General features: G+C 62.5%; 12 protein-coding genes. 1 reads left to right on the top strand and 11 read right to left on the bottom strand.

The features are described 5' to 3' along the window. Nucleotides 1–38 precede the first annotated feature (38 nt). From phoR to C8K18_RS01195, 11 genes are all read right to left on the bottom strand, one after another. On the bottom strand, nt 39–1,352 hold the full coding sequence (gene phoR, locus C8K18_RS01255; RefSeq protein ID WP_006051992.1) for a phosphate regulon sensor histidine kinase PhoR: 1,314 nt from the start codon (nt 1,350–1,352) through the stop codon (nt 39–41). 70 nt (nt 1,353–1,422) lie between these two features. Next, nucleotides 1,423–2,124 (bottom strand): phosphate regulon transcriptional regulator PhoB, encoded by a 702-nt coding sequence (gene phoB, locus C8K18_RS01250; RefSeq protein WP_006051991.1) that lies wholly within the window; start codon nt 2,122–2,124, stop codon nt 1,423–1,425. A 26-nt stretch (nt 2,125–2,150) separates the two neighbouring features. Next, a complete protein-coding gene (gene phoU / locus C8K18_RS01245; RefSeq protein WP_006051990.1) occupies nt 2,151–2,855 on the bottom strand; it encodes a phosphate signaling complex protein PhoU in 705 nt (234 codons plus the stop codon). Nucleotides 2,856–2,883: 28 nt separating this feature from the next. Beyond that, entirely contained in the window at nt 2,884–3,732 is an 849-nt protein-coding gene (gene pstB, locus C8K18_RS01240; protein WP_006051989.1) for a phosphate ABC transporter ATP-binding protein PstB, read from the bottom strand. A 17-nt stretch (nt 3,733–3,749) separates the two neighbouring features. Next, nucleotides 3,750–4,646 carry a phosphate ABC transporter permease PstA gene (gene pstA / locus C8K18_RS01235; protein WP_107706458.1) on the bottom strand — a complete coding sequence of 299 codons (897 nt, stop codon included), beginning with the start codon at nt 4,644–4,646 and terminating at the stop codon, nt 3,750–3,752. Next, nucleotides 4,643–5,644 carry a phosphate ABC transporter permease PstC gene (gene pstC / locus C8K18_RS01230; protein ID WP_029967734.1) on the bottom strand — a complete coding sequence of 334 codons (1,002 nt, stop codon included), beginning with the start codon at nt 5,642–5,644 and terminating at the stop codon, nt 4,643–4,645. The genes pstA and pstC overlap by 4 nt, the downstream gene beginning before the upstream one ends. Nucleotides 5,645–5,848: 204 nt before the next feature. Then, on the bottom strand, nt 5,849–6,880 hold the full coding sequence (gene pstS, locus C8K18_RS01225; RefSeq protein WP_006051986.1) for a phosphate ABC transporter substrate-binding protein PstS: 1,032 nt from the start codon (nt 6,878–6,880) through the stop codon (nt 5,849–5,851). A gap of 552 nt (nt 6,881–7,432) precedes the next feature. Next, on the bottom strand, nt 7,433–8,791 hold the full coding sequence (gene glmM / locus C8K18_RS01210; protein ID WP_029967735.1) for a phosphoglucosamine mutase: 1,359 nt from the start codon (nt 8,789–8,791) through the stop codon (nt 7,433–7,435). 26 nt (nt 8,792–8,817) lie between these two features. After that, on the bottom strand, nt 8,818–9,717 hold the full coding sequence (folP, locus tag C8K18_RS01205; protein WP_107706457.1) for a dihydropteroate synthase: 900 nt from the start codon (nt 9,715–9,717) through the stop codon (nt 8,818–8,820). A gap of 82 nt (nt 9,718–9,799) precedes the next feature. Then, complete coding sequence (gene ftsH, locus C8K18_RS01200) at nt 9,800–11,689, bottom strand: ATP-dependent zinc metalloprotease FtsH (protein WP_006051983.1); 1,890 nt, start codon at nt 11,687–11,689, stop codon at nt 9,800–9,802. A 134-nt stretch (nt 11,690–11,823) separates the two neighbouring features. Continuing rightward, nucleotides 11,824–12,486, bottom strand: a complete 663-nt coding sequence (locus C8K18_RS01195; RefSeq protein ID WP_006051982.1) for an RlmE family RNA methyltransferase — start codon at nt 12,484–12,486, stop codon at nt 11,824–11,826. Nucleotides 12,487–12,699: 213 nt separating this feature from the next. Here C8K18_RS01195 and C8K18_RS01190 point away from each other — a divergent pair, with 213 nt between their 5' ends. Further along, on the top strand, nt 12,700–13,227 hold the full coding sequence (locus C8K18_RS01190; protein WP_006051981.1) for a YhbY family RNA-binding protein: 528 nt from the start codon (nt 12,700–12,702) through the stop codon (nt 13,225–13,227). Nucleotides 13,228–13,236 lie beyond the last annotated feature (9 nt).

Raw genomic sequence — 13,236 nt, 5'->3', positions numbered from 1 at the left:
GGCTTCCTTAGCGGGCTTTGTCTTTGACAGCGGCGCTGTTATGCATGCGCCGGTTGCCGGCGCGTCGTGCGATACAACGGAAACTTCACGCTAAACGTACTGCCCCGCCCTTCCTCGCTTTTCACGTCGAGCTGCGCGTCGTGCCGTTGCAGCACATGCTTGACGATCGCGAGTCCGAGGCCCGTGCCGCCGGTGTCGCGCGAGCGGCTGCGGTCCACGCGATAAAAGCGCTCCGTGAGCCGCGGAATGTCCGCGGCCGGAATGCCGAGGCCGCTATCGGTCACCGAGAACACCGCGGCGCCGCCTTGCGTCTGCCAGCTCACCCTGATCGCGCCGCCGTCGGGCGTATAACGAATCGCGTTGGTCACGAGATTGCCGAACGCACTCAGAAGCTCGGTTTCGACGCCCGTCACGGTCAGCCCTTCGTCCGCTTCGAATGTGATGATGTGGTGGTCGCTCGACAGGCTCTCGGCGTCGTCGCGCAGATGCCGCAATACCGCGCGCATGTCGATCATCTGATCGCTCGGCGGCTTGTTGTCGCCTTCGAGTTTGGCGAGCACCAGCAGATCGTTCACGATATGGCGCATGCGCGACGCCTGCTGCTCCATCAGCTCCAGATAACGCGCGCGTTCCGCTTCGCTTAACGGCAGCTCGCGCATCGTTTCGAGAAAGCCCGACAGAACCGTGAGCGGCGTCTTCAGTTCATGCGACACATTGGCGACGAAATCGCGGCGCATCGCGTCGGTGCGCTCGAGCTCGGTGATGTCTTGCGACAGCACCAGCTTGCGATTCTCGCCATAAGGAAACACCTGCACGGACAGCACGTTCTGCCGCTTCTCGCCCATGCCGCGCATGATCAGCATCTGCTCGTACTGATGCGAATTCAGATAGCGCACGAAGTCCGGCTGACGCACCAGATGCGTGATGTGCTGACGCAAATCGCGCTTCGCGTCGAGCCCGAAATGTTCTTCGGAAATGGCATTGCACCACTCGATCTGATCGTGATCGTCGAGCATCGCGACGCCGTTCGGCGACGCCTGAATAGCCTGAATGAAGCGCGAATGCTGCTGCTCGACCTGGCGCACCTGCGCATGCCAGCGCTTCGCGAGCTTATGCAGACGGTAGTAGATTTCGCCCCAGATGCCGGGGGCGCTCGGCACTTCGCCGTACACCGGCGCGTCGAGCAAACGCCACAAACGCTCTTTATGGAAAGTGCCGAAGAGGCTCTGCAAAAGCAGCATGACGACCGCGAGGATCAATGCCGCCTTCACGTTCACTAATGCGCCGACCACCACGCACAGGATGGCGAGCAGCACGATCGAAACGACGGAGCGCGCCCAGATGATGTTCATGGTCTAAAACGATCGAAGAAAACGGCGTGCGCGCCGCCGCTGCAAGAGATCGCGCAGGATCAAGCTGAGATCAGGCGCTCTTGGCCAGGCGGTAGCCGCTGCCGCGGACCGTCTCGATCATAGCATCGCAACCTGCCGGCTTGAGCGCCGCGCGCAGACGCTTGATATGCACGTCGACGGTGCGCTCTTCGACGAACACGTGATCGCCCCACACCTGATCGAGCAGTTGCGTGCGGCTGTGCACGCGCTCCGGGTGCGTCATGAAAAAGTGCAGCAGACGGAATTCGGTCGGACCGAGATCGAGCTTGATCTCGCTGCCTTCGGCATGCGCGGCCACGCGATGGGTCGCCGGATCGAGTTTTAACCCGTTGATCGCGACCACGTCTTCGGTCAATTGCGGCGCGCGGCGGCGCAGCACCGCCTTGATGCGCGCCATCAGTTCCTTCGGCGAAAACGGTTTGGTGACGTAGTCGTCCGCGCCGATTTCGAGGCCGAGCACCTTGTCCTGCTCGTCGCCGCGCGCGGTCAGCATGATGATCGGAATGTGCTTCGTGCGTTCGTTGTTGCGCAGGTCGCGCGCGAACGCAATGCCCGACTTGCCCGGCAGCATCCAGTCGAGCAGCACGAGGTCGGGCAGTACGTCGCTGATCAGGTTCTGCGCCTGTTCCGCGTTGTACGCGCGAATCGGGCAGTGTCCGGCGTGTTGAAGATTCACCGAAATCAATTCGGAAATGGCGGGCTCATCTTCAATGACGAGAATGCTGCTGGGCATCGGCACCTCTGGTCCTTATCTCTGGATTAACTGAGCGCTTCGCGTTCGAGCGCGTCGCGCGACTTGTGCCGCACGTCCGTGCCCTTCACGATGTAAATAATAAATTCGGCGATGTTCTTCGCGTGATCGCCGATGCGTTCGATCGCCTTCGCAATGAACAGAAAATCGAGGCCCACCGAAATGGAACGCGGATCTTCGGTCATGTACGAAATCAGCTTGCGCACGAACGCGCGGAATTCTTCGTCGATCGCTTTATCGTCGCGCACGATCTGCGCGGCGGCCACCGTGTCGAGACGCGCGAACGCGTCGAGCGCGCGGCGCAGAATCGACACCGCCATTTCGCCCGACAATTTGATCTCGGCGATATTGATGGTGCGCGACGCGCCGTCTTCCATCAGACGCTTGGTGCGCTTGGCGATTTTCTCGGCTTCGTCGCCGGCGCGCTCGAGGTTCGTGATGGTCTTCGAGATCGCGATCAACAGACGCAAGTCACGCGCGGCCGGCTGACGGCGCGCGATGATGTTGCTGCATTCCTCGTCGATTTCCACTTCCATTTTGTTCAGACGCTCTTCGGCGGCGATCACCTGCTCGGCGATGTCGAGGTCGAATTCGTTGAGCGCCTGCATCGCGTTGACGATCTGCGATTCGACGAGGCCGCCCATTTCGAGCACCTTCGAGGAAACCAGGTTCAGGTCGGCGTCGAACTGGCTGGACAAATGTTTATCGGACATGTCGTACTCCGTTGTTTTGCCCGGCGAATTAGCCGAAGCGGCCTGTAATGTAGTCTTCCGTTTCTTTACGGACCGGCTTGATGAAGATCTTTTCGGTGTCGCCGAACTCGATCAGTTCGCCCAGGTACATATAGGCAGTGTAGTCCGAACAGCGGGCCGCCTGTTGCATGTTGTGCGTGACGATCACGACCGTGTAATCGCTCTTCAATTCGGCGATCAGTTCTTCGATACGGCCTGTCGAAATCGGGTCCAGCGCCGAGCAAGGCTCGTCGAGCAGCAGCACTTCAGGACGGATCGCAATGCCGCGCGCGATGCACAAACGCTGCTGCTGGCCGCCGGACAAACCGTAGCCGCTCTGACCGAGCTTGTCCTTCACTTCGTTCCAGAGCGCGGCCTTCGTGAGCGCCCATTCGACGCGGTCGTCCATTTCCGAACGCGGCAGCGATTCGAACATCTTCACGCCGAACGCGATGTTGTCGTAGATCGACATCGGGAACGGTGTCGGCTTCTGAAACACCATGCCGATGCGCGCGCGCAGCAGCGAAATATCGCGCTTGGACGTCAGCAGGTTTTCGCCGTCCATCAGGATCTCGCCTTCGGCGCGTTGCTCCGGATACAGCGCATACATCTTGTTGAAGGTGCGCAGCAGCGTCGACTTTCCGCAGCCCGACGGACCGATGAATGCGGTCACCTTGCCTTCGGGAATCTGCAGGTTGATGTTCTTCAGCGCGTGATACTTGCCGTAGAAGAAGTTCAGGTCGTTGACCTCGATCTTCGGACGCGACGGCGACGGCTCCTGGCCGCTTTGTGCAGGATCGAAACCGGCGGGCGCAGTGGGACGCGAGATCGGATTGAGTTGAGTTTCTGCCATGTTCATCGGATTACACTCCGCCCTTACTTGTTCGAAAAGATCGTGCGCGCGAGGATGTTCAGTCCCAGCACCGCGAGCGTGATCAGGAAGACGCCGGCCCACGCGAGCGATTGCCATTGCGCGAACGGGCTCATCGCAAACTTGTAGATCGTGACGGGCAGATTGGCCACCGGCTGGCTCATATCCGCCGAGAAAAACTGGTTCGACAACGCGGTGAAAAGCAGCGGCGCCGTTTCGCCTGCAATGCGTGCAACCGCGAGCAGCACGCCGGTGACGATGCCCGCAATCGACGCCTTCAACGTGATCGACAGCACCATCTTCCACTTCGGCGTGCCGAGTGCGAACGCCGCTTCACGCAATGCGTTCGGCACGAGTTTCAGCATGTTTTCGGTGGTGCGGATCACGATCGGAATCTGCAGCAGCGCGAGCGCGAACACGCCGGCCCAGCCGCTGAAGTGGCCCATCTTCGCCACGACGAGCGCATAGACGAAGAGACCGACGACGATCGATGGCGCCGACAACAGAATGTCGTTGATGAAGCGCGTGACGCTCGCGAGCCAGCCCTTCTGCCCGTATTCCGCAAGATAGACGCCGGCGAGAATGCCGATCGGCGTGCCGACGAATGTTGCGAGCACAACCAGCATCAAGCTGCCGACGATCGCGTTGGCGAGACCGCCGCCATCGGTATTCGGCGGCGGCGTGGACTGTGTGAACAGTTCAATCGACAAGCCGCCGATGCCGAGGCGCAGCGTCGTGTACAGAATCCAGACCAGCCACAGCAGACCGAAGGCCATTGCCGCGAGCGACAGCGTCAACGCGATCGCGTTTTGCAGGCGGCGGCGTCCTTGCAGACGCACGCGCATTTTTTCGAGCGCGGCCGCATCGTTCGAACCCGGCATGTTCAAGGTGGTCCGGCTCATTTCGCGCCCTCCCCTTTCTCGAGACGCAGCAGCATGACCTTGGAAATCGCCAGCACGATAAAGGTAATCACAAAGAGGATGAGGCCGAGCTCCATCAGCGCCGACGTATGCAGGCCCGGATCGGCTTCGGCGAATTCATTGGCGAGCGCCGACGTAATGCTGTTGCCCGGCGAAAAGAGCGACACGTTGTCGAGCAGATTCGTATTGCCGATCACGAAGGTCACGGCCATCGTTTCGCCGAGCGCGCGGCCGAGGCCGAGCATCACGCCGCCGATCACACCGCTCTTCGTGAAGGGCAGCACGATCTTCCACATCACTTCCCACGTCGTGCAGCCGATGCCGTACGCCGATTCCTTCAGCAACACGGGCGTGACTTCGAAGACGTCGCGCATCACCGAAGCGATGTACGGAATGATCATGATCGCGAGGATCACGCCGGCGCACAGAATGCCGATGCCGATGGGCGCGCCCTGGAACAGCGCGCCGATCACCGGAATGCCGCCGAGCACCGCGCCGAGCGGCTTCTCGAACCACGTCGCGAAGATCGGTGCGAACACGAGCAGACCCCACATGCCGTAGACGATCGACGGAATCGCGGCCAGCAGTTCGATCGCGATGCCGAGCGGCCGGCGCAGCCACGCGGGCGAGAGTTCGGTCAGAAAGAGAGCGATGCCGAAGCTCACAGGCACCGCGATGATGAGTGCAATGATCGACGTGGCGATCGTGCCGTAGATCGGCACCAGCGCGCCGAACTGCTTGCTGGGCGGATCCCATTCGGCGTTCCACAGGAAGCTGAGGCCGAACTGCCTGATCGACGGCATGGAGGCGACGACGAGCGACACAATGATGCCGCCGAGCAGCAACAGCGTAACGATGGCGGCAAGGCGCGCAAGGCCGCCGAAGATCACGTCGCCGGCGCGGCTAGGCGCTTTCTGCTGCGAGGCGCTGCCTGGCGGCGTCGCTCCCGGTGCGCCTGACGCTAATTGGATGTCGGACATAAGAGCCTGATGGACCTTTTCCAGTTGCCATGCGACGTATGTCGCGCGGCGGATGATGCAGGTGGTGCGTACATGCACTGATGACACTGGCGCCCGCCAGGTTCGGCCGATGAAAGCGGCGCCGGTCAATGCCATTGGCCGTCCTCACGCGAGGACGGCCAATGTGTTACGTGAAGCGGTTGCCCATTACTGCGGGGGCGGTGCTTACTCGGCGATCGGCTTGCCCGAAGCGTCCTTCACCTTCGACTTCCACTGCGTCTTGATTTCCGACACGACCGATTCCGGCAGCGAGATGTAGTCCAGATCGTTAGCGGCCTGCGTGCCGTTCTTGAACGCCCAGTCGAAGAACTTCAGCGTTTCGCTGCCTTGCGGCGCCTTTTCCTGCGTCGTGTGCAACAGCACGAAGGTTGCGCCGACGATCGGCCATGCGTTCTTGCCCGGCTCGTTCGTGAGGATCTGGTAGAACGACTTCGACCAGTCCGCGCCCGCTGCCGCTGCCTTGAACGTGTCCGTCTTCGGCTCGACCACCGTGCCCGTCGAATTCTTCAGCGCGACGTAGGTCATGTGGTTCTGCTTCGCGTACGCCCATTCGACGTAACCGATTGCGCCCGGCAGGCGTTGCACGAAAGCCGCGACGCCGTCGTTGCCCTTGCCGCCCGTGCCGGTCGGCCAGTTGACCGTCGAACCTTCACCGACCTTCGACTTCCATTCGGTGTTGACCTTCGACAGGTAGTTCGTCCAGATGAAGCTCGTGCCCGAACCGTCGGCGCGGCGCACCACGGCGATGTCGGTGTCGGGCAGCTTGACCTTCGGGTTCAGTGCAACGATCGCCGGATCGTTCCACTTCTTGATCTTGCCCAGATAGATGTCGCCCAGCACTTCGCCCGACAGCACCAGTTCAGCCGGCTTCACGCCCGGCACGTTGACGACCGGCACCACGCCGCCGACCACCGTCGGGAACTGGAACAGGCCGTCTTTCGCGAGTTCGTCGTCCTTCAGCGGAGCGTCGGAACCGGCGAAATCGACGGTCTTGGCGATGATCTGCTTCACGCCGCCCGACGAGCCGATGCCCTGGTAGTTAACCTTGCCGCCGCCGGACTTCTGATAGGCGTCGGCCCACTTCGTGTAGATCGGTGCTGCGAAGGTGCTGCCCGCGCCGGTGATGTCTGCTGCGTTTGCGGCCATCGCGAAGAACGCGCCAGCGACGCCAGCGAACACGGTTTGCATCAATTTCATCGAAACCTCCAAGGTGTGAGCGGTGTGAGCGGATAACTGAACACCGCGAAGCTTAGGGTCTCTTTGTGACAGTAACGTGACTAACCGTGAAACGCGTGTGACAGTGGGGTTACTAATGTGAAAGGCGTTTGCGCGGGTAGATCGGTGGCTTGGTGGCGGTTTGGCCGTGCCTTGTAGAGATTAGGCGAAAAAGATGGGGCGCGAACGTTTGCGGATGCGACCAGGACGGGACGGTCCGGCTGGAAGGCGCTCTTGCGCCGGGGCAGAGAGGCGGGTGTGGCGGCTGCGGGTGCGGTGGTTGTGGCGGGTGTCAGCGTGGGCGCGGCTGCGCTGGCGGCTGCGGGCTTCCGGGTACGCCAGTGGGCGAATGCACGGGCGCCGGCCGAGCGCGGCGACCGCGAATGAGTAGAAAGATCCGCAGACGCGCCTAAGCCAGGGCAGATATGCGGTTTGGCGGGCGCGTTCCGTCAGGCAACTGCGGCGGAAAACGCCCACGGTCCTACAGATAAGCAGGGCGACACACCGCCGCCACGCTCGCAGGTGAGTGACCGCTTACGCCGTCGCCTGCTTCACCGCGGCCGCGATTGCTTCCGCGTGCCGCAGCGCATCGTCGACGTGTTCCGCCTCGACCATCACGCGCAGCACCGGCTCCGTGCCCGACGCGCGAATCAGCACGCGCCCGCGGCCATTGAGCGCGTCTTCCGCGCTCGCAATCGCGCGCCGGATAGCGTCGCTGCCCTTCCAGTCAGCGTCCGGCTTCATGCGCACATTGATCAGCTTCTGCGGGAACAGCGTGACGCCGTCGAGCAGTTCGGCGAGCGTGCTGTCGCTGCGCTTCATTGCGGCAAGCACGAGAAGCGCGGAGACGATGCCGTCGCCCGTCGAATGGCGGTCGAGCGACAGAATGTGGCCGGACCCCTCCGCGCCGAGCTGCCAGCCGTGCTCGCGCAACTGCTCGAGCACGTAGCGGTCGCCGACTGCCGCGCGCACGAACTTGACGCCCGCCGCCTGCAACGCGACCTCGACGGCCATATTGGTCATCAAGGTTCCGACCGCGCCTTCCACTTTGCCGTCGGTCGCGATGCGGTCCTTCACCAGCACGTACAGCAGTTCGTCGCCGTTATAGAGACGTCCTGCCGCGTCGACGACCTGCAGACGGTCGGCGTCGCCGTCGAGCGCGATGCCGAGGTCCGCGTGATTCGCCCGCACCGCGCGCACCAGCGCATCGGGCGCGGTCGCGCCGACGCCGTCGTTGATATTGAAGCCGTTCGGCGCGACGCCGATCGGAATGACCTCGGCGCCCAGCTCGTGAAAGACGTGCGGCGCGACGTCATACGCGGCGCCGTGCGCGCAATCGACCACCAGCTTCAGCCCGCGCAAATCGAACGCGGCCGGAAACGTGCTCTTGCAAAACTCGATGTAGCGGCCCGCTGCGTCGTCGAGACGCCGCGCCTTGCCGAGTTGCTCCGACGCCGCGCAGGCGAGCGGCAACTCGAGGTGCTCTTCGATCTGCGATTCGACGTCGTCCGGCAGCTTGTTGCCGTCGGCGGAAAAGAACTTGATGCCGTTGTCGTAATACGGATTGTGCGACGCGCTGATCACGACGCCGGCCGCGAGCCGCAGCGCGCGCGTCAGATACGCGATGCCCGGCGTCGGCATCGGGCCCGCCAGCATCACATCGACACCGGCCGCCGAGAAACCCGCCTCGAGCGCGGCCTCGAGCATGTAGCCCGACACCCGCGTGTCCTTGCCGATCAGCACCGTGGGCCGCGTGCCCGTGCGCGCCCAGCGGTCCGCGCCGACGAGCACCTTGCCCGCTGCATAGCCGAGCCGCAATACAAATTCCGGCGTAATAGGCCCTTCGCCGACCTTGCCCCGAATACCGTCCGTGCCGAAATAACGACGTGCCATCTTTTATATTCCTCCTTGCTTTGGGCTCATCCGCGCGGGCCGGCGCCATTCGCCGCGTCGCGCAGTGCTGCCCAGACTTTCAATGCGTCTACTGTTTGCGCGACGTCGTGCACGCGCAGGATTGCCGCGCCGCGTTCCGCAGCCAACACCGCCGCGGCGATGCTGCCCGCGACGCGCTCCGGCGCCGCGCGACCGGTGACGGCGCCGATCATCGATTTGCGCGACATGCCCGCGAGGATCGGATACGGCGGCTCTGCCCGCGGCGCGGTGTCCGCGAGCCGCGCGAGCAGCGCGTAATTGTGCTCGACCACGGCCTTGCCGAAACCAAAGCCGGGGTCCACGCTGATCCGGCCACGCGCGATGCCCGCCTGCGTAAGCACCGCCACGCGTTCCTCCAGAAACTGCCTGACTTCGCCGACGACATCGCCGTAAGCCGGCTCGCCGAGCTGCATGGTCTGCGGCTCGCCCAGCATGTGCATCACGCACAGGCCGCAGTCGCTGTCGCGCACCGCATCCACGGCGCCGGGCATGCGAAAGCCCCAGATGTCGTTGATCAGATCGGCGCCCGCGCTCAGTGCATGCCGCATCACTTCGGGCTTGTAGGTGTCGACCGAGAGCGGCATGTTGGCGCCGCGCAGTTGCTCGATAAGCGGGATCACGCGCTCGAGTTCTTCGTCGAGCGGCACGGGCGGCGCGCCGGGGCGCGTCGATTCGCCGCCAATGTCGATGATGTCCGCGCCTTCGAGCATCATGCGCTCCGCCTGGCGCAACGCATCGGCGCGCATCGCGTACTGGCCGCCGTCGGAGAAAGAATCGGGCGTGACGTTCAGGATGCCCATGACCAACGGGCGTTCGAAGCTCAGCTTGAACCGCCCGCACTGCAACGGCTCGGGGATGGTGGAAGGAGAGAAAGCGGCGGTAGACACGTAGCGTGAAGTCGAATAGGCGGATAAATGCAAAACGGGCCGGTGTGAAACACACCGGCCCGCACTTTCTACTGCCAGCCGATCAGGCCGGCGCGGTCGCGCTACCCGGCTTGACTTCCGTACCGGGGCTGCCGCCCGACGACGCGTCGCTTGCCGACGGCGGCGAGCTCTTCGGCGAGCGCGGCGGACGTCCTGCCATGATGTCGTTGATCTGATCGGCGTCGATCGTTTCCCACTCCATCAGCGCGGCGGTCATTGCCTCGACCTTGTCGCGGTTTTCGTCCAGCAGGCGCTTCGCGAGGTTGTACTGCTCGTCCAGCACGCGGCGAATTTCCGCGTCGACCTTCTGCTGCGTGGCTTCCGAAATGGTGCGCGTGAAGCCGCGACCAAACGGCGTGGCGTCGTTTTCGTCGTCCACGTAGACCATCGGTCCCAACGCGTCGGTCATGCCGAAGCGAGCGACCATGGCGCGCGCGGTTTGCGTGGCCTTGTTGAAGTCGTCCGACGCGCCCGTGCTGATCAGGTTCAGGAACAACTCTTCCGCAACGCGGCCGCCGAACAGAATCGCAAGACGGTCAAGCAGATAGTCTTTCGAGTACGTTTCGTTGTCGTGTTCCGGCAACTGCCACGTGACGCCCAATGCCCGACCACGCGGAATGATCGTGACCTTGTGCACCGGGTCGGCCTTCGGCAGCAGCTTCGCGATGACTGCGTGGCCCGACTCGTGATACGCGGTAGCGCGCTTCGACTCTTCGCGGATCACGGCCGACTTGCGCTCCGGACCCATGAAGATCTTGTCCTTCGCGTCTTCGAAATCCGTCATTTCGACGATGCGCTTGCCGCGGCGTGCCGCGAACAATGCCGCTTCGTTCACGAGGTTCGCCAGATCGGCGCCCGAAAAGCCCGGCGTGCCGCGCGCGATGACCGCTGCGTCGACGTCGTTCGAAATCGGCACCTTGCGCAGGTGAACCTTCATGATGTGTTCGCGGCCGCGAATATCCGGCAGACCGACGTACACCTGGCGGTCGAAACGGCCCGGACGCAGCAGCGCCTTGTCGAGCACGTCCGAACGGTTCGTTGCGGCGATCACGATGACGCCGGAGTTCGCCTCGAAGCCGTCCATTTCGACGAGCATCTGATTCAGCGTCTGCTCGCGCTCGTCGTTACCGCCGCCCATGCCGGCGCCGCGATGACGGCCGACCGCGTCGATTTCGTCGATGAACACGATGCACGGTGCGTGCTTCTTCGCCTGCTCAAACATGTCGCGCACACGAGCCGCGCCGACGCCGACGAACATTTCGACGAAGTCCGAACCCGAGATGCTGAAGAACGGCACTTTCGCTTCGCCCGCGATGGCGCGAGCAAGCAGCGTCTTACCCGTTCCCGGTGGGCCGACGAGCAGCACGCCACGCGGAATACGGCCACCGAGCTTCTGAAACTTCTGCGGGTCGCGCAGGAAATCGACCAGTTCGGAGACTTCTTCCTTCGCTTCGTCGCAACCGGCGACGTCGGTGAAATTGATTGCGTTGTTGTTTTCGTCGATCAGACGCGCGCGCGACTTGCCGAACGAGAAGGCGCCGCCTTTCCCGCCTCCCTGCATCTGTCGCATCATGTAGAACCAGAAACCGATGATGAGGATCGTCGGCCCCAGGTAATACAGCGCGGAAACCAGCGCATTGGGTTCGTCGTCAGCCTTGCCGCTTACCTGAACGCCGTACTTCATCAGATCGCCGACCATCCAGATGTCGCCCGGCGACACGATCTGGTACTTCTGGCCGTCTGCTGGAGTGACCGTGAGGTTCCGCCCCTGGACAATGACGTTCTTGACTTTGCCGTTCTTCGCGTCGTCCATGAACTGCGAATAGGAAACGCCTTCCTGGACACGGGGCTTGTCGAACTGCTTGAACACCGTAAATAGCACCAGTGCGATAACCAGCCACACTGCTGCCTTCGAAAACATATTGTTGTTCAAAGCACCACTCCTTCACTTAGACGGGCGCCTACATTTGCCTTGCGGCACCACGAAAGCATTCTAATCCAGTCCGCAGACCCCTGCCATAAGGTTTCGCTACCACAGAAATAGCATGGCGGGGACTACGCGGCGCCCTACGCGGGCCTTTTCAGATGCTTACCCAAAATAAACGTTTCCGACGACTTGTCCCGCGAAGCCTTGGGCTTGCGGGCAGCCACCACCTTGAACTGGCGCTTGAACTTTTCGACAATCTGGCTGTAACCGCTGCCGTGAAAGCATTTGACTAAAAGGGCACCATCCGGTTTCAGGTGATTTTGCGAAAATTCCAGCGCGAGATCGCACAAATGCTCGATTCGCGCCGCATCCGCCAATGCCACTCCCGACAGGTTGGGCGCCATATCCGAAATTACAAGATCGACTTGCCGCTCTCCGACTAATTCTTCCAGTTGGCCGAGCACGGCTTCCTCGCGGAAGTCGCCCTGAATGAAGTGGACGTCGGCGACCGGTTCCATCGGCAGAAGGTCGAGCGCGATGATCGTGCCGTCGATCCCGCCCTGACGCTCCGCGTCGCGCTGCGACCCTTTTGCGAGCTTGTTGCGCGCGTACTGGCTCCAGCTGCCCGGCGTCGAGCCGAGATCGACGATGACCTGCCCCGGCCGGATCAGCTTGTCCTGCTCATCGATTTCCTTCAGCTTGTAGGCGGCGCGGGCGCGATAGCCTTCCCGCTGCGCCATTTTCACGTAGGGATCGTTGATGTGGTCGTGCAGCCACGCCGTATTAAACTTGTTTTTTGCCATTAAACGTTGAACTCTTGCTGCGTCATGTCACGCTTTAGCGGATAATACGCGGTTAATTCGCGCGGCTCCCGCCAGAAAACTGGCAGTTATCCGCGATTCTGTTGTCCTGACGCGCCGCCTGCCGCAGTGTCCCAATCGTGTTCCGCTCCAATTCGCCGAAAGACGGACTGGGGAGCGCAGGTGCCGCCATTTTAGTCGAGTCTCCCACTTCACATGCCCGCCCTCAAAGTCTCTTCCGACCAACGCGCCGAGTTGCGCTCCCAGGCACATGCGCTCAAACCGGTCGTGCTCGTCGGCGCCGAAGGTTTGACCGACGCCGTGCTCGCCGAGATCAAAGTCCACCTCGCAGCTCATCAGCTGATCAAGATCCGCGTGTTCGGCGACGAACGCGAAGAGCGCATCGCGATCTACGAGCAGATCTGCGACAAGCTGAACGCCGCGCCGATCCAGCATATCGGCAAGCTGCTGGTCATCTGGAAGCCCGAAGCCGCCGCGCAACCCGCGATAAAAGGCAAACGCGGCGCACTGCCGAGCGCCCGCGAAGCCGCTGTCGAAGCCAACCCCGGCAAGGGCCGTGCGCCGCGCGTCGTCAAGGTCGTGAAGCCGAGCGAAGTGCCCATGCGCAAGCCGAAGGCGAAAGCCGTGCTGGTGCGCGGCAACGAGCGCGTCACGCAAGGCGGCAACATCAAGCGCGCGAAGAAGCGGCAAACCAGCGCGAAGCGCGCGCATCAGTCGAAATAAGCAGTCGAA

Origin of the sequence: Paraburkholderia sp. GV068, assembly GCF_003058125.1 — a bacterium.
Classification (GTDB): domain Bacteria; phylum Pseudomonadota; class Gammaproteobacteria; order Burkholderiales; family Burkholderiaceae; genus Paraburkholderia; species Paraburkholderia graminis.
The sequence above is the reverse complement of the archived record's forward strand: the minus strand, read 5'-3'. Positions and strand labels throughout refer to the sequence as shown.